This window comes from Janthinobacterium sp. 64 (genome assembly GCF_002813325.1).
In the GTDB taxonomy this organism is placed as follows: domain Bacteria; phylum Pseudomonadota; class Gammaproteobacteria; order Burkholderiales; family Burkholderiaceae_D; genus Janthinobacterium.
In genome coordinates this window covers 16136-35546 of record NZ_PHUG01000001.1, presented here as the reverse complement: position 1 = coordinate 35546, position 19411 = coordinate 16136, and the positions used below count along the sequence as shown (strand labels likewise).

Genomic DNA, 19411 nt, shown 5'->3' with positions numbered 1-19411 from the left:
CCGTGCGCTGAGCGGCGCGCAAAACCTGCTAGTCTGCAGGGATTCCCCTCTCACAGGAGCATCCCATGCTGCATCGCCTGACGCATCATCTTAAATACCTTCCCCTCGCCGCCGCCATCGCCATGGCCGGCGGCTGCGCCGCCACCAGCGACAGCGCCAAGCCGAACGCCAGCCTGACGAATACCTACTGGAAGCTCACGCAGCTCGATGGCGCTCCCGTGGCGATGGCGCCGCAGCAGGAGCGCGAAGTGCGCATTACCCTCACCGACGATGGCAAGGTCACCGGTTTCACTGGCTGCAACCGCGTCATGGGCGGCTATACGCTGGCCGGCACGGCCCTGCGCTTCACGCAACTGGCCGGCACGCGCATGGCTTGCCCGCCCCCTTTGATGCAGCTGGAAAGCGCCGTGCTGGCCAATTTGAACAGCGTGACGGGCTACCAGCTCGACGGCGAGAAGCTGATCCTGCTCAAGGATGGCGCGCCCGTGGCCAGGTTTGAATCAGTGTACCTGTGAAATAAAAATCGACTGCCGTTACAATGGCTTCCAGCCCATCATCCGGAAGGAAGCCATGTCCGCACTGCCCTCGCCGTCTTCATCCCCGCTACCGTCGGCCGCCGGCCGCTACCGCGCTTTTCTGTTCGACATGGACGGCACCGTCATCAATTCCATCGCCGCCGCCGAACGCATCTGGAGCACGTGGGCGCAGCGTCAGGGCCTCGACGTGGCGGCGTTCCTGCCTACCATTCACGGCGCGCGCTCGGTCGACACCATCGCCAAGCTGCGCTTGCCCGGCGTCGACGCGCAGCGCGAATCGCAGGGCATCACGGATGCGGAAATCATCGATGTGGAAGGGATTATTGAAATCGCGGGCGCGCTGCGCTTTTTGCAATCGCTGCCGCCCGCGCAATGGGCCATCGTCACCTCGGCGCCGCGCGCGCTGGCCACGGCCCGCCTGAAGGCGGCCGGCATGCCGATCCCCGCCATCATGGTGACGGCGGAAGACGTCAAGGCCGGCAAACCAAAACCCGATTGCTACCTGCTGGCCGCGGAAAAACTGGGCGTGGCGCCAGCCGAGTGCCTGGTGTTCGAGGATGCGTCCGTCGGCATCGAGGCCGGTGAAGCGGCGGGCGCGAAGGTCATCGTCGTCACCGCCACGCATGCGCACCCGCTGGCCACGCGCCACCCTGCCATCGCCAATTATGAAGCCATCGTGGCAAGCGTCGATGCGGATGGGTTCATCGTGCTGGCGCAGTTGTCCGACCCTGCGGCTGCAGCACGCGCGACAAGATAGCCTGCTCCAGCGCGGCGAAAGCCGCATGGCCGCGCTGGCGCGGGCGCGGCAAGTCCACCTGCACGTCCATGGTGATCTGGCCATCCTCGATCAGCAGCACGCGGTCGGCCAGGGCCACGGCTTCGGCCACGTCGTGCGTCACCAGCACGGCCGTAAAGCCCCGCGCCAGCCACAGCGACTCGATCAGCTGCTGCATCTCGATGCGCGTCAGGGCGTCGAGCGCGCCCAGGGGTTCGTCGAGCAGCAGCAGTTGCGGCTCGTGCACGAGGGCGCGCGCCAGCGCCACGCGCTGCTTCTGCCCGCCCGACAGGGCCGACGGCCAGTCGTCGGCCCGCTCGGCCAGGCCCACCGTCCACAGCGAGGCGGCCGCCGCGCCGACGCAGCGGGGTAGCCCCAAGGCCACGTTGTCGAGCACCGTCTTCCACGGCAGCAGACGCGATTCCTGGAACATGATGCGGATGTCGGGCGCGCCCACGCCGCTGCCGATGGCGATGCTGCCGTCATCGATGCTTTCCAGTCCCGCGATCGAGCGCAGCAAGGTACTCTTGCCGCAGCCGCTGCGCCCCACGATGGCGACGAACTCTCCCGCTTCCAGTTGCAGGTCGACGTTTTTCAACACTGGGCGTTCGCCATAGGCCTTGCTCAATTGCGTCAGTTCCAAAGGCACGCCACGGCGCGCCAACGGAGCTTGCGGGGCGACCTTCGCCTGCGGCGGCGCGCTGGCCGGGTCGTACTGCACGAAGTGCGACAAAAAATCCGTTTCGATCTGGATGGGAGCGAGCAGCATGGTATTTTCTTTCCTCATTTCGTCACTATCGGTAGGCGGGATTCCAGCGCAGGCAGTGGCGCTCCAGCCGGCGCGAAAACAGGTCGGCCAGCTTGCCCAGCAAGGCGTACAGCAAAATCCCCACCAGCACCACGTCCGTTTGCAGAAATTCGCGGGCATTCATGGTCATGTAGCCGATGCCGGCCTGCGCCGAAATGGTTTCGGCGACGATCAGCAGCACCCACACGAGGCCCAGCGAAAAGCGCACGCCGACCAGAATGGACGGCATGGCGGCGGGCAGGATCACGTCGCGGTACAGCGGCCAGCCCGAGAGACCATAGCTTTTCGCCATTTCGATCAAGCCCTGGTCAGCCGAACGGATGCCGTGGAAGGTGTTCAGGTAGACGGGAAAGAAGACGCCGACGGCCAGCAGAAACAGCTTGGCCGTTTCATCGATGCCGAACCACAGGATCACCAGCGGAATCAAAGCGAGGGCCGGGATGTTGCGCACCATTTGCAGGGTCGTGTCGAGCAGGGTTTCCGCATGGCGGAAGCTGCCCGTCAATAAGCCCAGCAGCAAGCCCAGTCCCGCGCCGACGGCAAAACCCACCGTGGCGCGCCACAAGCTCGTTTTCAGGTGCAGCCACAATTCGCCCGAGGCGGCCAGGTGCCAGAAGGCTTTCGCCACGGCCCACGGCTCGGGCAGGATGCGGCTCGACAGCCAGCCCCACTGCGCCGCCAGCTGCCAGGCCAGCAGCAGCGCCACGGGCAAGGCCCACGGCGCCAGCGAATCACGCCACGGCGCGGCGCCTGCCCGTTGTATGGAGGCGGCCGCCATCTCAGGCCGCCTTTTTCTGTGGCGCGGCCGGCACGATATTGCTGGCCATGACTTCGCCGAAAGGGCCGCTCAAGGACTGCTCACCCACGGCCTTGCCCTTGCCCAGCAGCGGGAACACCAGTTCGGCAAAGCGGTACGCTTCTTCCAGGTGCGGGTAGCCCGAAAAAATGAAGGTGTCGATGCCCAGGTCCGCGTATTCCTGCATGCGCGCCACGACGGTCGGCCCGTCGCCCACGAGGGCCGTGCCCGCGCCGCCGCGCACCAGGCCCACGCCGGCCCACAGGTTGGGCGACACTTCGAGCTTGTCGCGCCGCCCGCCATGCAGGGCCGCCATGCGCTGCTGGCCCACGGAATCCATCTTGCCGAAGGCCGCCTGCGCCTTGGCGATGATGTCGTCGTCCAGATGGCTGATCAGTTCATCGGCCGCGCGCCAGGCCGCCTCGTTCGTTTCGCGCACGATCACGTGCAAGCGGATGCCAAACCGGACCGTGCGACCGTGTTTTGCCGCGCGCGCGCGAATGTCGGCGATTTTCTCGGCGACGGCAGCGGGCGGCTCGCCCCACGTCAGGTACACGTCCATCTGCTCGGCCGCCAGTGCATGCGCCGGTTCCGACGAACCGCCGAAATACAGCGGTGGATACGGTTTCTGCACGGGCGGATACAGGGTTTTCGCACCCTTCACCTGGATATGCCTGCCCTCGAAATCGTAGCCGGCCGCGCCGCCCTCGCCCGCCAAGGTGGCGCGCCACACCTTGATGAATTCATCGGAGATTTCATAGCGCTTGGCGTGGTCGGCAAACAGGCCGTCCGCTTCCAGCTCGCCCTGGTCGCCACCCGTGACGACGTTGATCAGCAAGCGCCCGTTCGACAGGCGGTCAAACGTGGACGCCATGCGCACGGCCAGGCCGGGCGTGGACAGGCCGGGGCGGATGGCCACGAGGAATTTGAGCTTTTGCGTCACGCTGATCAGCGACGAGGCCACCACCCATGCATCTTCGCAGGAGCGGCCCGTCGGCAGCAGCACGCCGTCGTAGCCGAGCGTGTCGGCGGCCACGGCCACCTGGCGCAAATAATCGGCATCGACGGGACGCGCGCCCTGCGACGTGCCCAGGTAACGGCTGTCGCCGTGGGTGGGGATGAACCAGAAGACATTCAATGACATGATAGTTGTTCCTTATTTTGCGCTGGTAGCGAGCTGGCGCGCCGGCAGCAGCGCGTCCTTGACGATGATCGGTTTGGGTATCAGCTTCAGGCTGGAAAAGGCGTCCGCCACCCTTTGCTGCGAAGCGATGACGTCGACGGACACGGGTTTGACGCCATACGCATAGCGCGAGGCGGCCAGCGCCACGACATCCTTGCTCAAGCCTGTCTGTGCGGCGAGAATCGTCGCCACTTCGTCCGGGTTGTTGCGGCCCCAGTCATCGACCTTCGCCACTTCATCGAGCACGATGCGCAGGATCTCGGGATGCTTTTCCGCATACGTGCGCGAAGCCAGGTAAAACTGGTAGTTCGCCACCAGGCCCTTGCCATCGGCCAGTACGCGCGCGCCCAGCTGCTTTTCGGCGGCCGCCAGGAACGGATCCCAGATGGCCCAGGCATCCACGCTGCCCCGCTCGAAAGCGGCGCGCGCATCGGCCGGCGGCAGGAACACGGGCTGGATGTCGGCGTAGGCGACGCCGGCCTTTTCCAGCGCTTTCAATAACAGGTAATGCACGTTCGAGCCCTTGTTCAGGGCGATCTTCTTGCCCTTCAAGTCGGCCAGGGTGCGCAGGCCGGAACCCTTGGGCACGACGATGGCTTCGCTGGCCGGCGACGCCGGCTCATTGCCGACGTAGACCAGGTTGGCGCCGGCCGCCTGGGCGAAGATCGGCGGCGCCTCGCCCACGGTGCCGAAATCGATGCTGCCCACGTTCAAGCCTTCCAGCAGCACGGGGCCGGCCGGGAATTCCGTCCATTTCACGCCCACGCCCTGTTCGGCCAGGCGTTTTTCCAGCGTGCCGCGCCCCTTCAGCAGGGTCAGGGTGCCGTATTTCTGGTAGCCAATACGCACCTCTGCCTTGGTTTGCGCGAGCGCCGCAGCCGGCATGCCGGCCGCCATCACGCCAGCAGCGGCGGCAAACAGCAAGCCCAAAGTGGTACGGCGCGAAAGTCGTTGTGCGTGGCGGTGTGTCATGGTGGTTCCTTGGTCGGTAAATAATCAGGCGGCTTGATAGTGGGGAGCGTAAGGCTGCTCTTGCAGCGTACGCACGGGTACTGAAATATCGGCCGGTGCGCTCGGACGGCGGCCCTGCAGCACGAACAGGCCCGTGGCAAGCTCCTCGATGCCGGCCTGCACGCGTGCGGCAATCGGCGCGTCCAGGCTCAGGCCCCGTTCTTCGTGCCAGTCCAGCTGCTGTGCATTGGCGTAGATGCTGGTAAACACCTGCTTGGCGCCCAGCGCATGGAGCACGGGACGCAGCGCATAGTCGAGCGCCAGGGTATGCGCATGGCCGCCGCCCGTGGCCAGCGGCAGCACCAGCTTGCCGGCCAGGCCATCTTGCGGCAGCAGGTCGAGGAAAGCTTTCAGCAGCCCTGTATACGACGCCTTGTAGATGGGCGTGGCGATCACGATGGCGTCGGCGTCGGCCACGTCGCGCACGGCGCGGGCAATCGCCGCATCGTCGTAGTCGGCCAGCAGCAGCGCACGCGCCGGCAAGTCGCGCACATGCAGTCTGGCGCAGCTGTGGCCCTGCAGCGCCAGCTGTTCGCCGATATGCAGCAGCAAGCGGCTGGAACTCGATGGGAGTTGCGGGCTACCGCCCAATAACAAGATGCTCATGTGATGCCCGTCCCTGTAGGTGATCGAAAGTGGCGTTGCCCGGATGCTTGCAGCCTATCGCCATCAGCGGCCCCGCAAAACGAATGCTTTCGCGCTTCGATATGCGTTTTTTGACTATCCGGGCCTGACGCCCCGCACGCCATCGCGCATTCTGCCGCGCGGCTTTTTTCGCATATCCATGCGCGGTTTTCTTCGTGTACGGCACGCGCCTGGCGGTGCAATATCGGCGTCATCGTCTTTCTGGAATGTCACTCATGTCTAGCGCTTTACTCCATGCCGCCCAGCCCCAGCCGCCCGTGACGGAACCCCTGCAAGACGCCATCCGCATCGCCACCTCGCTGGCCGCGCGCCTGGCCGAAACGGCCAATGCCCGCGACCAGGCCGGCGGCCATGCGGCGCAGGAACGCGAATGGCTGCGCGATTCAGGCTTGCTGACCTTGTCGATTCCCGTGGAATTCGGCGGCCAGGGCGCGTCGTGGCCCCTCGTCTACCAGGTGATCCGCATCCTGGCGCGGGCCGACAGCGCGCTGGCGCACGTCTTCGGTTTCCACCATTTGCAGCTGGCCGGTTTGCAGCTGTATGGCAGCGCGCAGCAGCAGCGCCGCCTGCTCACCCTGACCGTCGACGAGCGCCTGTTCTGGGGCAATGCCCTCAATCCCCTCGACAAAAGAGTCACGGCCAGCGACAGCGACGACGGCTATCTCCTTGACGGCATCAAGAGCTTTTCTTCCGGCTCCGTCGGTTCCGACTGGCTGACCGTCTCGGCCTGGCATGCGCCCACGCAGACGGCGCTGATCGCCGCCCTGCCCACGCGCCACGATGGCATCACCGTGCAGGCGGACTGGGATGCCTTCGGCCAGCGCCAGACGGACAGCGGCAATGTGCATTTCCACGCTGTCGCCCTGCCGCGCGACCTCGTGCTGCAGGCGCCCGCGCAGGCCGCCACGCCGCAAGCGACCGTGCGCTCGCAGATCGCGCAGCTGATCATGGCGAATTTGTATCTGGGTATCGCCGAAGGCGCGTTCGAGGCGGCGCGCCAGTACACGGACGTACAGGCGAAAGCCTGGTTTGCCTCGGGCGTGGCCAAGGCAACGGACGACCCATTGGTGCAGCACCGCTACGGCCAGCTGTGGCTCTTGCTGCGCCCCGCGCAAGTGCTGGCCGACGCTGCGGCGCAAGAACTGGAAAAGGTGTTTCGCAAGGGTGCGCTGGTGACGGCGCGCGAACGGGGCTTGCTGGCCGTGGCCGTGGCCGAAGCCAAATGCCTGGCGCACCAGGCGGGCCTGGAGATCAGCAGCCAGATGTTCGAACTGACGGGCGCCCGCTCCACCTCGGCCCAGTATGGCTTCGACCGCTACTGGCGCAACGTGCGCGTGCATACCCTGCACGACCCCATCGACTACAAGCTGCGCGACCTGGGACGCTTTGCCTTGACAGGCACAGTGCCCGAGCCGACGGCATATTCCTGATTCACTCACCAAGGAGCCACCATGAGCATCGCCCGCCGCAGCATCCTCCTCACCGCCCTGACCCTGGCCTTGACGGCCAGCTTCGCCCACGCCAAGGACCCGAAAGACATCACCATTGGCACCAGCGCCGGGCCGTACGCGGACCAGATCAAGCTGGGCATCAAGCCGATACTGGAAAAACAGGGCTACAAGGTCAGGCTGGTGGAATTCAACGACTACATCCAGCCGAACTTCGCGCTGGCCGAGGGTTCGCTCGACGCCAACGTCTTCCAGCACATCGTCTATTTAAAAAAATTCGCGCTGGAGCACAAGCTGGCGCTGACGGACCTGATCACGATACCCACGGCGCCGATCGCCATCTACAGCAAGAAGCACAAGACGCTGGACGACGTGAAGGAAGGCACGACGGTGGGCTTGCCGAACGATCCGACCAACCAGGCGCGCGCGCTGGTGCTGCTCGACCAGCTGGGATGGATCAAGCTGCGCCCCAGCTTCGACCCCGTGCGCGCGTCGGAAAAGGATATCGCCGTCAACACGAAGAAAATCAAGCTGCTGCCGCTGGAGGCGGCGCAGCTGCCACGCTCGCTGGGCGACACCGACTATTCCTTCATCAACGGCAATTACGCGCTGGCGTCGGGGCTGAAGCTGACGGAGGCGCTGGTGGCCGAGAAGATCTCGCCCAACTACATCAACCTGGTGGCCATCCGCACGGCCGACAAGGACAAGCAGTTCGCGAAAGACCTGGCGGCCGCCTACCGCTCGCGCGAATTCCTCGCCATCACAAATAAACACTTTGCCGGCTATTCGAAACCCGATTACCAGCAAGCGTTGCAGACAGCCGCGAAATAAGCCATGGCAAAGACGATACGCTTCAACGCCTTCCAGATGAATACCGTCGGCCACCAGTCGCCGGGGCTGTGGACGCATGCGCGCGACCGCAGCCACCGCTATACCGACCCCGCGCACTGGACGGAGCTGGCGCAGCTGCTGGAAACGGGCCTGTTCGACGCGGTGTTCCTGGCCGACGTGCTGGGCGTGTATGACGTGTACCGGGGCAGCCTCGATGCGGCCCTGGAACACGGCGTGCAAGTGCCGCTGAACGACCCGCTGGCGCTCGTGCCCATCATGGCGCAGGCCACCACGCACCTGGGTTTCGGCGTCACCTGCGCCCTCACCTACGAGCACCCGTACACGTTCGCGCGCCGGATCTCCACGCTCGACCACCTGACGGGAGGGCGCATCGGCTGGAACATCGTCACCGGCTATCTGGACAGCGCGGCGCGCAACCTGGGTTTGCAGCAGCAACTGGGTCATGACGAGCGCTACGACCTGGCCGACGAATACCTCGACGTCGTCTACAAGCTGTGGGAAAAAAGCTGGGACGACGACGCCGTCGTCAACGACAAGGCGCGCGGCATCTACGCCGATCCGGCCAAGGTCCATCCGATCAACCATGCCGGGCGCCACTACCAGGTGCCCGGCATCCATTTGTGCGAGCCGTCGCCGCAGCGCACGCCCCTGCTGTACCAGGCGGGCACCTCGCCGCGCGGCACGCGCTTTGCGGCACGCCACGCGGAAGCGACCTTCGTCAGTGGCCCCAGCAAGACGGTGGTGAAACGCTATGCGGACGACTTGCGCGCCGCCGTGCGGCAAAGCGGGCGCGATGGCGATGCGCTGCTGATCTACGCGCAGGCGCTCGTCATCACGGGCCCCACGGAAGCGGAAGCGCGCGCCAAGCACGCTGATTATCTGCGCCACGTGAATATCGAGGCGGCGCTCGTGCTGCTGTCCGGTTGGACGGGCGTCGATTTCAGCCGCTACCCGCTCGATGCCACCATCGACTACATCGATTCCCCGGCCGGCCGCTCGGCGCTGGCTTCGTTCAGCCAGGCCGACCCGGACCGCAAGTGGACGGTGCGCGAGGCAGCCGAATACATCGGCCTGGGCGGACGCGGCCCGGTGCTGGTGGGCGATGCGCGCCAGGTGGCCGACCAGCTGGAAAGCTGGCTCGATGACACGGGTATCGACGGCTTCAATCTCGCCTTCGCCGTGGCCCACGACAGCATGGCCGACGTGGTAAGCCACATCGTGCCGGAACTGCAGCGGCGCGGTCGCTACCGCACCCAATACGAGGAAGGCACCCTGCGCCACAAGGTCTTCGGCCAGGGCCCGCGCCTGCCCGCCGATCACGCGGGCCGCCAGGTCAGCATCGCACCGGGCGAGGGGGCGCTGGCGGCGGCCTGACGGCGCCAGTGACAAGTCTCGCCATTCATGTTAGCTTGCCATGTTAAAAAAACAGGCGGCTACGTGCACCCTTCTTTCCTTCCCGTCCTCGCCATCCTGGCCCTCAGCCACTGCACGGCGCACGCCGGCACGCAGGCTGACGCAGCGGCCGACACCAGCCAGACCATCCACGTCAACAGCATCCGCAATCCGGAACTCAAATCCTACCGCGTGATGGCGGCGGGCCTCGATGCCTTTGACGACCACCATGCACTGGCACCGAAGGCGCGCGAAGTGCGCTTCCAGCTGATTCCCGGCCCCGACGCTCCGGCGGACATCATGCAGGATGTGGCATTGCGCATCGCCGGCAGCGACACCACGATCACCGTGCCCCTGTCGGCCAATGGCAGCTTTGTGCTGCCCCGCAGTGCGCAAGCCGACAGCGAAGATGCGGACCTGGTCACAAACAGGAAGCAAGGCCAGTTCCGCTGGCAGGCCAGCGTCCGCAGCGACGATGTGCCGCCCGGCATGCGCCGCCTGGGCGACTTGCGCCTGCAATGCCAGGTGACGGTCGCCATTGCCAAGAAAGAGATCCCATTTTTGATACGCACCTTGGTCGCCGCCAAGCTGCGCACCACCGACTGGTGCGCAGCCGACGCACTCAAGATGGGCACGCACAGCGATCCTGCCATCGCCAGCGCCACCCTGCTCGACGGGGAGCGCCGCGTCGCGCTGCAGGTAAAAAATGGCGGCACGTCCTTCCTGGCGCCCGTGGGCGATACCCGCTATGCGGACGACACCCTGATCGAACTGGTGTACAAGGACGCTGGCGACGCGCCGCCACCGTCCTTGTGACGTTTGCGTCCAGCTCCGTTCCGTGTCAGCATACGCCACCCTGGCAACACGGATAAGGATCGCAATGCCCTCCACTCTTACACGCGCGCTGGCCATGACCCTGCTGCTGGCAGGCCCCGCAGCCCAGGCGCAGACCCCGGGCTGCGACGTCTGCGCCACCCGGAATGCGGACCAGGCGCCGTTTCGCATCTTCGGCAATACCTATTATGTGGGCGTGAAAGGCCTCAGTTCCGTGCTGGTGACGTCGCCGCAGGGCCACGTGCTGATCGACGGCGGCTTGCCGGAATCGGCGCCCAAGATCATCGCCAATATCGCCGCCCTGGGCTTTCGCATCGAGGACGTCAAGCTGATCCTCAATTCGCACGGCCATATCGACCATGCGGGCGGCCTGGCCGAACTGCAGCGGCGCAGCGATGCGCTGGTGGCCGCCAGCCCGTCGGCCGCGCTGGACCTGGCGTCGGGCGAAGTGGGTCCCGACGACCCGCAATACCATGCGCTGCCGAAGTACCCGCCCGTCAAGGACATGCGCCTGGCGCGCGACGGCGGCCAGTTCAACGTCGGCCCAATTCAACTGACGGCGCACGCCACGCCGGGCCACACGCCCGGAGGCCTGAGCTGGACGTGGCAATCGTGCGACGGCCCCCGCTGTCTGAACATGGTCTACGCGGATAGCATCAATGCCGTTTCGCGTCCCGGCTTCAAGTTCAGCGCCAGCAGCGAGTATCCTAACGCGGTGGCGGACTTGCGCCGCAGCTTCGAGACGCTGGAACAGCTGCCCTGCGACGTGCTGATCTCGGCGCATCCGGAGGCGTCGCAATTGTGGGAGCGGCTGGAAGCGAGCGCCACGTCCGGCAGCGAGGCGTTCATCGACCCGCAGGCTTGCCGCGCCTATGTGGCGGCGGCGCGCACGGTGCTTGACGCGCGCCTGGAACAGGAGCGGTAGGCTTGTCAACCGTGCACGCTGGCGTGGCGCCGATCTGCTACGCTGGCGCCATTCATTTAAAGAAGGATTGCCATGTTCAAGATCGCCAGACTGATTCCCCTCGCCGCCATCGTCGCCATCACGGCCGGCTGTGCGCAAACGCCCGTGCGCAGCGACGCTGCTGCCGCCGCGCCAGGCGCCACCTCGCCCGCCAAACCGGCGCCGAAGCTGACGGGCACGCCGTGGAAGCTGAAGGAATTGAAGGGCAAGCAAGTGGTGCGCAAGGCGCCTGAACAGCGCGAAGTGACCCTGCATCTGGCCGAAGGCCGCGCCAGTGGCCACAGCGGCTGCAACCAGATGATGGGCGGCTACACCAGCGATGGCGTCAGCACCTTGAACTTTGGACAGCTGGCCGGCACCATGATGATGTGCCAGCCGCAGGACATGGACCTCGAACGCCTGCTCCTGACCACCCTGGGCGAAGTCAATGGCTACCGCTATGCCGACCAGGAATTGCTGCTGCTGAAGGATGGCGTGCCCGTGGCACGCTATGAAGCGCTGACTGTGAAGTAAAGCTGTGGGGTCAGACCCGCCGGGTCTGACCCCAGCCTTAGCTCTGGGGTTACTCCCCTTTCGCCACACCTAATCGTTGCGCATCTGCGCCTGCGATACATTACTGTTCGCCGGCACGCTCTGCGTCAGCCACACATTCCCCCCGATGGTCGATCCCGCGCCGATGGTGATGCGCCCCAGCACGGTTGCGCCCGCGTAGATGACCACGTCGTCCTCGACGATGGGATGGCGCGGCGTGCCCTTGATCAGCGCGCCGCTTGCGTCGGCCGGAAAACGCTTGGCGCCCAGGGTCACGGCCTGGTACAGGCGCACCCTTTGGCCGATGATGGCCGTCTCGCCGATCACCACCCCCGTGCCGTGGTCGATGAAGAAGGACGCGCCGATGCGTGCGCCCGGATGGATGTCGATGCCCGTCAGGGTGTGCGCGATATCGGCGATCAGGCGCGCCAGGAACGGCGCGCCGAGCGCGTGCAGCCGGTGCGCGAGGCGGTGGTACAGGATGGCGATGGTGCCCGGGTAGCACAGCATGATCTCGGCCACCGAGGTGGCGGCCGGGTCGCCCGCATACGCGGCCTGCACGTCCGACACCAGCAAGGCGCGGATAGCGGGCAGGCTGGCGGCAAACGCGCGCGTGATGTCGCGCGCCTGCTGCGCCAGGGCCGCATCGTCGCTGGCGCCATCACCCTCATCGCCGGCAGGTACAGAAAAGAGCAAGCCGCGCCGCACCTGTTCACTGAGGCGGTTCAGGGTGGTATTGAGCGTGTCGCCGACAAAATAGTCGATGCTTTCATCGGTCAGGTTGGGCCGGCCGTAATGCGTGGGAAACAGCGCCGCCGACAAGCCGTTGACGATGGTGGTCAGCGCTTCGCGCGACGGCAGTTCGCGCACCCTGCCGTTATGGCGGATCTTGTGCTTGTCTTCGCGCGAGCTGCGCAGCGCCTGGATCACGGGCCCCAGGTTCCACTGGGCCGTGTCGTCGGCGGGCGCTGCGGGATAAATGCTGTGCATGGCGTATCACTTCCAGAAAACGGCAAACAGGCCGGGTCGCCTGATCTTAACGGCGCAGACAGACAAAGCCAACGAAGGATTGCGAGCTTTGATATGCGAAAAACGCATATGAATGGCAAACAGCGCCGGCGCCAAACCCGATTCCGGGCACTAGCGTAAAATGACGGACTAACAAAAACACTCTTTGACATGACTAAATTATTAACCTGGATTTTGGCGGGCCTGGCGATGGTCGGACCGCTTGCAATTGACACCTATCTGCCGTCGTTCCCCTCCATCGTGCAAGATTTCAATGCCAGCCCCCTGCTGGTGCAGCAGACGCTGAGCTTTTTCCTGTTCACGTTCGCCTTCATGATGCTGTTTTACGGCACCCTGTCCGATTCGTTCGGCCGCCGTCCCGTGATTCTCGTCTCGCTGGTGCTGTATGTGATCGCCTCCGTGGGCGCCGCGCTGGCGCCGTCGCTGGGCTGGCTGCTGGCCTGGCGCGTGCTGCAGGGATTGTCGGCAGGCGCCGGCTCCGTGATCGGCCGCGCCATCGTGCAAGACCGCTATTCGGGCGCCGCCGCGCAGAAAATCCTGTCGCACATCATGATGGTGTTCGCGCTGGCGCCGGCGATTGCGCCCGTGCTGGGCGGCTGGCTGCAGGTGGGCCTGGGCTGGCGCGCGATCTTCTGGTTCCTCACGGCCTTCGGCGTGCTGATGTTCGTCGTCGTCTGGCGCGCACTGCCGGAGAGCCTGCCGAAGGAGCAGCGCCACGCCTTCCACCTGGGCGACATCGCCGTCAATTACTGGAAAGTGCTGTGCCACCGCCAGTTCCTGCTGCTGTCGACGGCCATCGGCGCCGCCTTCGGCGGCTTCGCCCTGTACATCGGCTCGGCCGCCTACTTCATCATCAACATCCTGCATTTGCCGGAGACGGCATTCGCCTGGCTGTTCATTCCCTTAATTAGCGGCATGGTGTTCGGTTCGGCCCTGTCGGCGAAAATCGCCCACCGCTACAGCCAGCGCCAGATGATCTGGGCCGGCTTCATCCTGATGCTGGTGGCGGCTGTCGCCAACATCGGCTACAACTACTTCTTTGCCGCCGAAGTGCCATGGGCCGTGCTGCCATTGTTCTTCTACTCGTTCGCCCTGTCGCTCGCCATGCCGCCGATGACCCTGATGGCGCTGAACCACTTCCCCAACAACAGCGGCCTGGCGTCGTCGATGCAATCGTTCATCCAGATGCTGCTGTTCGCGCTGGTCTCGGGCCTGGTGGCGCCGCTGCTGTTCGACAGCGCCTTGAACCTGGCGTATGGCGTGATGGCGGGGCTGGTGGTGAGTTTGATTTGCTGGGTGTTTGCGCAGGGTAAAAGCGACGCGTAGGTCGGATTAGGCCCGGAGGGCCGTAATCCGACAACATTATTGGCGGGTGACGTCGGATTACGCGCAAGCGCCTCGGTGGCCCCGCTAATCCGACCTACGGCCAAGGCGCTGGCGTCACATCCAGGTACTGCGCCCCGCCCTGCTCCGGTTCCGCTTCATTGTTCTGCGACGGCTGGTTCAACGACCCCGCCGGCGAACGCAAGCTCAAAATCTCCTTGCGCGATTCGACGAAGTCGGCGGAACTGAGCGGGTGTTGCTGGTCGGGCCAGTGGCTGACGGCCCATTCCTGCAAGGCTTCAAAGCGCCGCCACAGTTCGGCGATGAATGCGCGGCGCGCCTCTTCCTCCTGCTCCAACGTCTTGTCGGCGCCTTCCCCGGTATGTGCTTGCATGGCTGCTCCCCTGGCTGATCAATCGTCCTGCCAGCCTACGCAGCAGCAAGCCATACGTCTGTTCGCGAACGAACACAGGACTTATTCGGGCATCTTGCGAAAGCCCACGGCCAGGCGGTTCCAGGTGTTGATGGAACCGATGGCCAGGGTGACGTTGACCATTTCCGCCTGCGTCAATTGCTGTGCCAGCGCCGCATACACGTCATCGGGTGCCTGGCTTTGTGGCAGCAGGGTCAGCGCTTCCGTCCAGGCCAGCACGGCCCGCTCGCGCGGCGTGAAGAACGGGGTTTCGCGCCAGACGGAGACTGCATACAGGCGGCGCTCCGTTTCGCCCGCCTTGCGCGCGTCGCTCGTGTGCATGTCCACGCAAAAGGCGCAGCCATTGATTTGCGAGGCGCGCAGGCGGATCAGTTCGAGCAGCGAGTGTTCCACGCCCAGCCTGGCGATCGCCGCTTCCAGCGCGTACATGGCCTTGACGGCGTCGGGCGAAGCTTGTGTAAAATCGAGTCGTTGCTGTGTCATGATGCATTCCTTGATGATGAGAGATGCACCATTGTAGAAGCGCAAGAAGAACGCGCGGCAGGCCAATCCCCCCGAAAACCGGCAGACCACCAGCAGAAACCCCATGGAATTACATATCCTGATCGACGGCACGCGCGACCTGGGCGGCCAGTTGTACCGCCAGCTCAGCGCAGCCATCCGCTCGGGCCGGCTGACGGACGGGCAGCAATTGCCGCCTTCGCGCCTGCTGGCCAGCCAGTTGGGCCTGTCGCGCAAGACGGTGTCCGACGTGTATGACAAGCTCGGTTACGAAAAGCTGCTGGTCGGCAAAGTGGGCGTGGGCAGCTTCGTGCAGACGCCGCACGCGTCGCCGCAGCGCCGCCACGCCAGCACGCCGCTGGCCAGCGCGCAGCGCATCGCTCGCTGGGAAGCGACGCCCACGCCCTTGCGCCGCGCCAGCCAGGAAACGCCCGCGCGCTACGCCTTCATCGGCGGACGCGCCACGCCCTCGCACTTCCCGCAGGATGAATGGCGCGCCTGCATGCTGCACGCGCTGCGCCAGGGCGGCCAGGCGCGCGGCCGCTATGGCCCTGTGGAAGGCTTGCCCGCCTTGCGCGCGGCGATCGCCGGCCATGCCGCTTTCAGCCGCGGCATCCATTGCACCGAAGAACAGGTGCTCGTCACCAGCGGCGCGCAGCAAGCCTTGCACCTGCTGGCGCTGACCCTGCTGGAGCCGGGCGACACGGTTGCCGTGGAAGAACCTGGCTACCCGGTGGCGCGCGCCGTATTCGCCAGCCAGGGCGCCCGCGTGGTGGGCATCGAAGTGGATGAGGATGGCCTCATCGTCGGGCAGATTCCCGATGGCACGCGCTTGATCTATGTCACGCCCGCGCATCAATTTCCGCTGGGCATGCCGATGAGCATGGCGCGCCGGCATGCCTTGCTGGAGCGGGCCCAGCAAATGGGTGCCATCATCGTCGAGGACGATTACGACAGCGCCTTCCGCTACGAAGGCCGGCCCGAGGATGCGCTGCAAAGCATGGACCGCTACGGCATCGTGGCGCACGTGGGCAGCTTTTCCAAGATCATGCTGCCGGAATTGCGCCTGGGTTATGTGGTGCTGCCGCAAGCCCTCGTGCCCGCCGTGCAGACGGTGAAATACCTGAGCGATTGCCATACGGCCAGCCTGGGCCAGCATGCGCTGGCCAAGTTCATCGGCGACGGCCATTTGCTGCGCCACATACGCCGCTGCCACGACATCTATGCGGGGCGGCGCGAGCGGCTGCAGCACTGGTTCAACGGCCCGCTGGCGCCGTGGTTCCGTTTGGTGCCGGCCAGCGCCGGCTTCCACGTGGCGGCCCTGGCGCAGGCGCCGCTCGATATCGCCGAATTGCTGCGCCGCGCACGCCTGGCCGACGTCAGCCTGTATGCGCTATCGGGCTTTTACCATGGCACCGCCCGCCATGAAGGCCTGTTCCTCGGCTATGGCGCCATCGACAAGCTCGATATCGACACGGCGCTGGCCCTCGTGCTGACGATTTTGCAGGAAATAGCACCCCTCCCCGTCAACGCGGCTGCCAGCGGTAGTGTCCCGTGATCGGATAGCTGAACAGAATATTTTCCTCGCGCGCGCCCTCGCCGATGTTGTGGATGATCAGCGGCACGCCGCTCCACGATTGCTTGTCGCTGACGATGCCGATGTGGGTCAGGTTGCGCGGCAGGCGCCAGGTGACGATGTCGCCCGCGCGGTAAGCGTTCGCTTCCTTGCTTGGCCGCAAGCTGGTGCCGTGGCGGGCAAAGTAGGTGCCCAGGTTCGGCACGCGGCGGTGGTCGATATTGCGGTCCGGCCCTTTCATTTGCCAGCGCCCCTGCTGCTGGTACACCTGCCACGCCTTGCGCATGTCTTCGTGCACCAGCACCTGCAAGTCCTGCCCCAGCTGGCGGTAGGCGCGCACGACCACGTCCGTGCACACGCCCCGCTCCAGCGGTACGTCGCCGCCCGGATAGGCGAGCCGTTCGTAGCGCGGATCGTACTGCACGGTGACGCCCACCTGCTTGCGGGCGGCGGCGACGAGCGCTTGCGGGGTGGCAGGGATTGCCGACGCCAGCATGGGCGCCAGGGCAAGCATCAGGGTGGAAAGCAGTTTGGTCGGCATCAACGTCGGTGGTCGGATGGAAATGCCAACTGTACCGCAGCGGCAGGGAAAACGTCGGACGCTTAGGCGGCGGCCAGCTGCGCCAGGTGCGCGGGGAAATCCACGGCCGGTCCCGCCGCATTGATGGTCTCAAAGTAATCATGCCAGCCCGTGGCGGCGATGCCGGCCAGCAAGGCGTCCAGTGCCGCCTCGTCCGGGAAGCGCCAGACGGCATAGAATTGCTGGGTAGCCGCGTGCAGCTTGCCGCCGTCGATGGCGCCCATGGCCAGCGCTTCGGCGCCGCTGCCCGACAAGGCCGCCATGCCGGCGCCCACCGTGGCGAAATACGATTGGCGTGCGGCGCCATCGAGGGCCAGCCAGGCCGGTTTCGGGCTGTACAGTTCTAGCAGGTAATGCATGTTTTTCCTCCAAAAAAATTAAGAAATCGAACGTAAGGCGCGCTTGCAGATGCGCTGTGTCGCGGCAACGGGGCTTTCCAGCCGCCATTGCGCGCACAGGCTGCGCACCCAGTCCGGCTGGCTCTTGGCTGCATCGTTGAGCCAGTTGGCCACGGAATCCTGCACGTAGACGGCCGGGTCGGCGCGCAAGGGCTGCAACAGGGGCAAGGCCAGCTGCGGCCGTTCCTTCAATTGGGCGATATGCGCGCACCACACGCCGCGCGGGCGCAGCGCTTCGCAGGCAAAGCGGCGCACTCTTTCCGACGGGTCCGCCGTCCACGGCGCCAGCAAGGTGATTGCCTCGTCAAGCTGCGCCGCCAGACGGGGCCGCAGCGCCAGCCAGGCCCATTCGCGCACGCCGAAGTGGCCATCGTCGGCCAGCGGCCGCATGGCGGCCAGCCGCTGCGGTAAGCTCAAGCCAGCCTGGGCGGCGATGACAAAGCAGACCCAGCCGCGCACCGTGTCGGACGGGTGGGCTTGCAGCACAGCCGGGTCGGCGCCGGCTTCCAGCAGCAATTGCGCCGCCAAGGCCATGCGTTTGGTGATGCCGGCGGTGGCCTGCGCGCGCATCCGGTCCAGCCGGGCGCCGCCAATACCGGGCACGGCCGCGGCCAGCAGCTCGGTGAAATCGATGGCCAGCCCTTCCGTCAGGGTAGCGCTGGCCACGCTGCCCCCATTCAGCAGGGCCAGGCGCGCGGGAGCGATGTCGGCGACGCCACGACTCATGCCGCACCTCGGTCCGTCTTGCGCCAGGCTTTTTCCAGCAGCGCGCTCAACAACTGCATTTCCTCGGCCGTGAAATCGGCAAACAGGCTGGCGATCCACTGCGCGTGCTCATCGACCAGGGTGGCTGCCGCAGCTTCTCCCTTGACGCTCAGGCGCACCAGCAGCTTGCGCCGGTCGACCTGGTCAGGATGGCGCGCCAGGAAACCGTCGCGTTCCAGGCCGTCGAGCAAGCCCGTGATGGTGCCGCGCGTCACGCCTGCCCGTTCGGCCAGTTCATGCGGCGACAGGCCGCCCGGCACGTCGCGCAGCAGGGACAACAAGACAAATTTCCCTTCCGACAAGCCATGCCGGCCCAGGCGTGAGGCGCAATCGCCATCGATGGCGGACGCCAGGCCCAGCACTTCAAAGCACAGGCGCAGGCGCGCCGTGGACTGCGTCATGTCGAGACCGCTGGCGCGGCGCTGCACGTCAGCGAGCAGGGCCGTGTATTTCTGTTCGAGTTTGATCATATGGCGCAATATAATATGGCGCCATACAAAATGTCAAATGGAAAACCGCGATGGTTTTCCTCTCGCCTCACAAGCGGGCTTTGTCCCTGGCCCAGGCGACGATGGCATTCGCATCGATGGCGCCCGGCTGGCGCGCCACTTCCACGCCGCGCAAAAACAGGGCCAAGGTGGGAATGCTGCGGATATTGAAACGGCTGCCCAGGTCCGGCGACGCTTCCGTATTGACCTTGACGACGCGAAATGCCGGCTCCAGGGTCTTCGCGGCTTGCACATAGAATGGCGCCATGCTGCGGCACGGGCCGCACCAGGGCGCCCAGAAATCCACCAGCACGGGAATGTCGCTGCGTTCGATATGCTTGAGGAAACGGGCGCTGGCCAGGTCCACGGGCTGGCCCGTAAACAAATCCTTCTGGCACTTGCCGCAAGTGGGCTGTTCAATCAGGCGCGCGGCCGGCAAACGGTTGACGGCGTCGCAATGGGGGCACACGATGTGCAGGGAGTCTGGCGTGGTCGGGGTCATGGCATTCCTGGAAAGGGTAGCGTACAGTTGCCGGACATTTT

At 65.5% G+C, this 19411-nt stretch carries 23 protein-coding genes; 10 read left to right on the top strand and 13 right to left on the bottom strand.

Annotation, left to right across the window (positions count from 1 at the left end):
- Positions 1-65 precede the first annotated feature (65 nt).
- Both CLU91_RS00200 and CLU91_RS00195 read left to right on the top strand, forming a co-directional pair.
- Positions 66-515 (top strand): META domain-containing protein, encoded by a 450-nt coding sequence (locus tag CLU91_RS00200; RefSeq protein WP_100872470.1) that lies wholly within the window; start codon positions 66-68, stop codon positions 513-515.
- A 55-nt stretch (positions 516-570) separates the two neighbouring features.
- Positions 571-1293, top strand: a complete 723-nt coding sequence (locus CLU91_RS00195) for an HAD-IA family hydrolase (RefSeq protein ID WP_100872469.1) — start codon at positions 571-573, stop codon at positions 1291-1293.
- Here the strand turns inward: CLU91_RS00195 and CLU91_RS00190 are convergent.
- The 5 genes from CLU91_RS00190 to ssuE are packed head-to-tail and all read right to left on the bottom strand — an operon-like array spanning position 1238 to position 5715.
- Positions 1238-2080 (bottom strand): ATP-binding cassette domain-containing protein, encoded by an 843-nt coding sequence (locus tag CLU91_RS00190; protein WP_100872468.1) that lies wholly within the window; start codon positions 2078-2080, stop codon positions 1238-1240. The two genes, CLU91_RS00195 and CLU91_RS00190, sit on opposite strands and share 56 nt — an antisense overlap.
- A 25-nt stretch (positions 2081-2105) precedes the next feature.
- Positions 2106-2897 carry an aliphatic sulfonate ABC transporter permease SsuC gene (gene ssuC, locus CLU91_RS00185; RefSeq protein ID WP_100872467.1) on the bottom strand — a complete coding sequence of 264 codons (792 nt, stop codon included), beginning with the start codon at positions 2895-2897 and terminating at the stop codon, positions 2106-2108.
- 1 nt (position 2898) lies between these two features.
- Positions 2899-4059, bottom strand: a complete 1161-nt coding sequence (ssuD, locus tag CLU91_RS00180; protein WP_100872466.1) for an FMNH2-dependent alkanesulfonate monooxygenase — start codon at positions 4057-4059, stop codon at positions 2899-2901.
- A gap of 12 nt (positions 4060-4071) precedes the next feature.
- A complete protein-coding gene (locus tag CLU91_RS00175) occupies positions 4072-5070 on the bottom strand; it encodes a sulfonate ABC transporter substrate-binding protein (RefSeq protein ID WP_198521190.1) in 999 nt (332 codons plus the stop codon).
- A gap of 24 nt (positions 5071-5094) precedes the next feature.
- On the bottom strand, positions 5095-5715 hold the full coding sequence (gene ssuE / locus CLU91_RS00170; protein WP_100872464.1) for an NADPH-dependent FMN reductase: 621 nt from the start codon (positions 5713-5715) through the stop codon (positions 5095-5097).
- Between the two features lie 254 nt (positions 5716-5969).
- Here ssuE and CLU91_RS00165 point away from each other — a divergent pair, with 254 nt between their 5' ends.
- The 6 genes from CLU91_RS00165 (at position 5970) to CLU91_RS00140 (ending at position 11757) form a co-directional block, all read left to right on the top strand.
- Positions 5970-7184, top strand: coding sequence for an acyl-CoA dehydrogenase family protein (locus tag CLU91_RS00165; RefSeq protein WP_100872463.1), 1215 nt, complete (start codon positions 5970-5972; stop codon positions 7182-7184).
- A 21-nt stretch (positions 7185-7205) separates the two neighbouring features.
- Positions 7206-8033 carry a MetQ/NlpA family ABC transporter substrate-binding protein gene (locus tag CLU91_RS00160; protein ID WP_100872462.1) on the top strand — a complete coding sequence of 276 codons (828 nt, stop codon included), beginning with the start codon at positions 7206-7208 and terminating at the stop codon, positions 8031-8033.
- Positions 8034-8036: 3 nt separating this feature from the next.
- Entirely contained in the window at positions 8037-9428 is a 1392-nt protein-coding gene (locus CLU91_RS00155) for an LLM class flavin-dependent oxidoreductase (protein ID WP_100872461.1), read from the top strand.
- A gap of 63 nt (positions 9429-9491) precedes the next feature.
- Positions 9492-10262: a hypothetical protein gene (locus CLU91_RS00150; protein WP_100872460.1), complete on the top strand. Its 771-nt coding sequence runs from the start codon at positions 9492-9494 to the stop codon at positions 10260-10262.
- Positions 10263-10326: 64 nt separating this feature from the next.
- Entirely contained in the window at positions 10327-11205 is an 879-nt protein-coding gene (gene bla / locus CLU91_RS00145; protein WP_232730564.1) for a subclass B3 metallo-beta-lactamase, read from the top strand.
- A gap of 72 nt (positions 11206-11277) precedes the next feature.
- Positions 11278-11757: an META domain-containing protein gene (locus tag CLU91_RS00140; protein ID WP_100872458.1), complete on the top strand. Its 480-nt coding sequence runs from the start codon at positions 11278-11280 to the stop codon at positions 11755-11757.
- Between the two features lie 69 nt (positions 11758-11826).
- Here the strand turns inward: CLU91_RS00140 and epsC are convergent, their stop codons facing one another.
- Positions 11827-12765, bottom strand: a complete 939-nt coding sequence (gene epsC / locus CLU91_RS00135; RefSeq protein WP_100872457.1) for a serine O-acetyltransferase EpsC — start codon at positions 12763-12765, stop codon at positions 11827-11829.
- 189 nt (positions 12766-12954) lie between these two features.
- Here epsC and CLU91_RS00130 point away from each other — a divergent pair, with 189 nt between their 5' ends.
- Entirely contained in the window at positions 12955-14130 is a 1176-nt protein-coding gene (locus tag CLU91_RS00130; RefSeq protein ID WP_100872456.1) for a multidrug effflux MFS transporter, read from the top strand.
- A gap of 94 nt (positions 14131-14224) precedes the next feature.
- Here the strand turns inward: CLU91_RS00130 and CLU91_RS00125 are convergent, their stop codons facing one another.
- Positions 14225-14521, bottom strand: coding sequence for a hypothetical protein (locus tag CLU91_RS00125; protein ID WP_100872455.1), 297 nt, complete (start codon positions 14519-14521; stop codon positions 14225-14227).
- An 81-nt stretch (positions 14522-14602) separates the two neighbouring features.
- On the bottom strand, positions 14603-15043 hold the full coding sequence (locus CLU91_RS00120; RefSeq protein WP_100876502.1) for a carboxymuconolactone decarboxylase family protein: 441 nt from the start codon (positions 15041-15043) through the stop codon (positions 14603-14605).
- A 103-nt stretch (positions 15044-15146) separates the two neighbouring features.
- On the opposite strand from CLU91_RS00120, the gene pdxR reads away from it, so the two are divergent.
- Positions 15147-16619 (top strand): MocR-like pyridoxine biosynthesis transcription factor PdxR, encoded by a 1473-nt coding sequence (pdxR, locus tag CLU91_RS00115; protein ID WP_100872454.1) that lies wholly within the window; start codon positions 15147-15149, stop codon positions 16617-16619.
- On the opposite strand, the gene CLU91_RS00110 is transcribed toward pdxR, so the two are convergent.
- The 5 genes from CLU91_RS00110 to trxC form a co-directional block, all read right to left on the bottom strand.
- A complete protein-coding gene (locus CLU91_RS00110; protein ID WP_198521188.1) occupies positions 16588-17178 on the bottom strand; it encodes a DUF1287 domain-containing protein in 591 nt (196 codons plus the stop codon). The genes pdxR and CLU91_RS00110 overlap by 32 nt on opposite strands.
- Positions 17179-17240: 62 nt before the next feature.
- The gene (locus tag CLU91_RS00105) at positions 17241-17576 is read right to left on the bottom strand and encodes a DUF6616 family protein (protein WP_100872453.1); all 336 of its coding nucleotides are present in this window, start codon (positions 17574-17576) and stop codon (positions 17241-17243) included.
- Positions 17577-17594: 18 nt separating this feature from the next.
- Positions 17595-18341, bottom strand: coding sequence for a HEAT repeat domain-containing protein (locus CLU91_RS00100; protein ID WP_100872452.1), 747 nt, complete (start codon positions 18339-18341; stop codon positions 17595-17597).
- Positions 18338-18847, bottom strand: a complete 510-nt coding sequence (locus tag CLU91_RS00095) for a MarR family winged helix-turn-helix transcriptional regulator (RefSeq protein WP_442906589.1) — start codon at positions 18845-18847, stop codon at positions 18338-18340. The genes CLU91_RS00100 and CLU91_RS00095 overlap by 4 nt, the downstream gene beginning before the upstream one ends.
- 70 nt (positions 18848-18917) lie before the next feature.
- The gene (gene trxC / locus CLU91_RS00090) at positions 18918-19370 is read right to left on the bottom strand and encodes a thioredoxin TrxC (protein WP_099759744.1); all 453 of its coding nucleotides are present in this window, start codon (positions 19368-19370) and stop codon (positions 18918-18920) included.
- Positions 19371-19411: the final 41 nt, after the last annotated feature.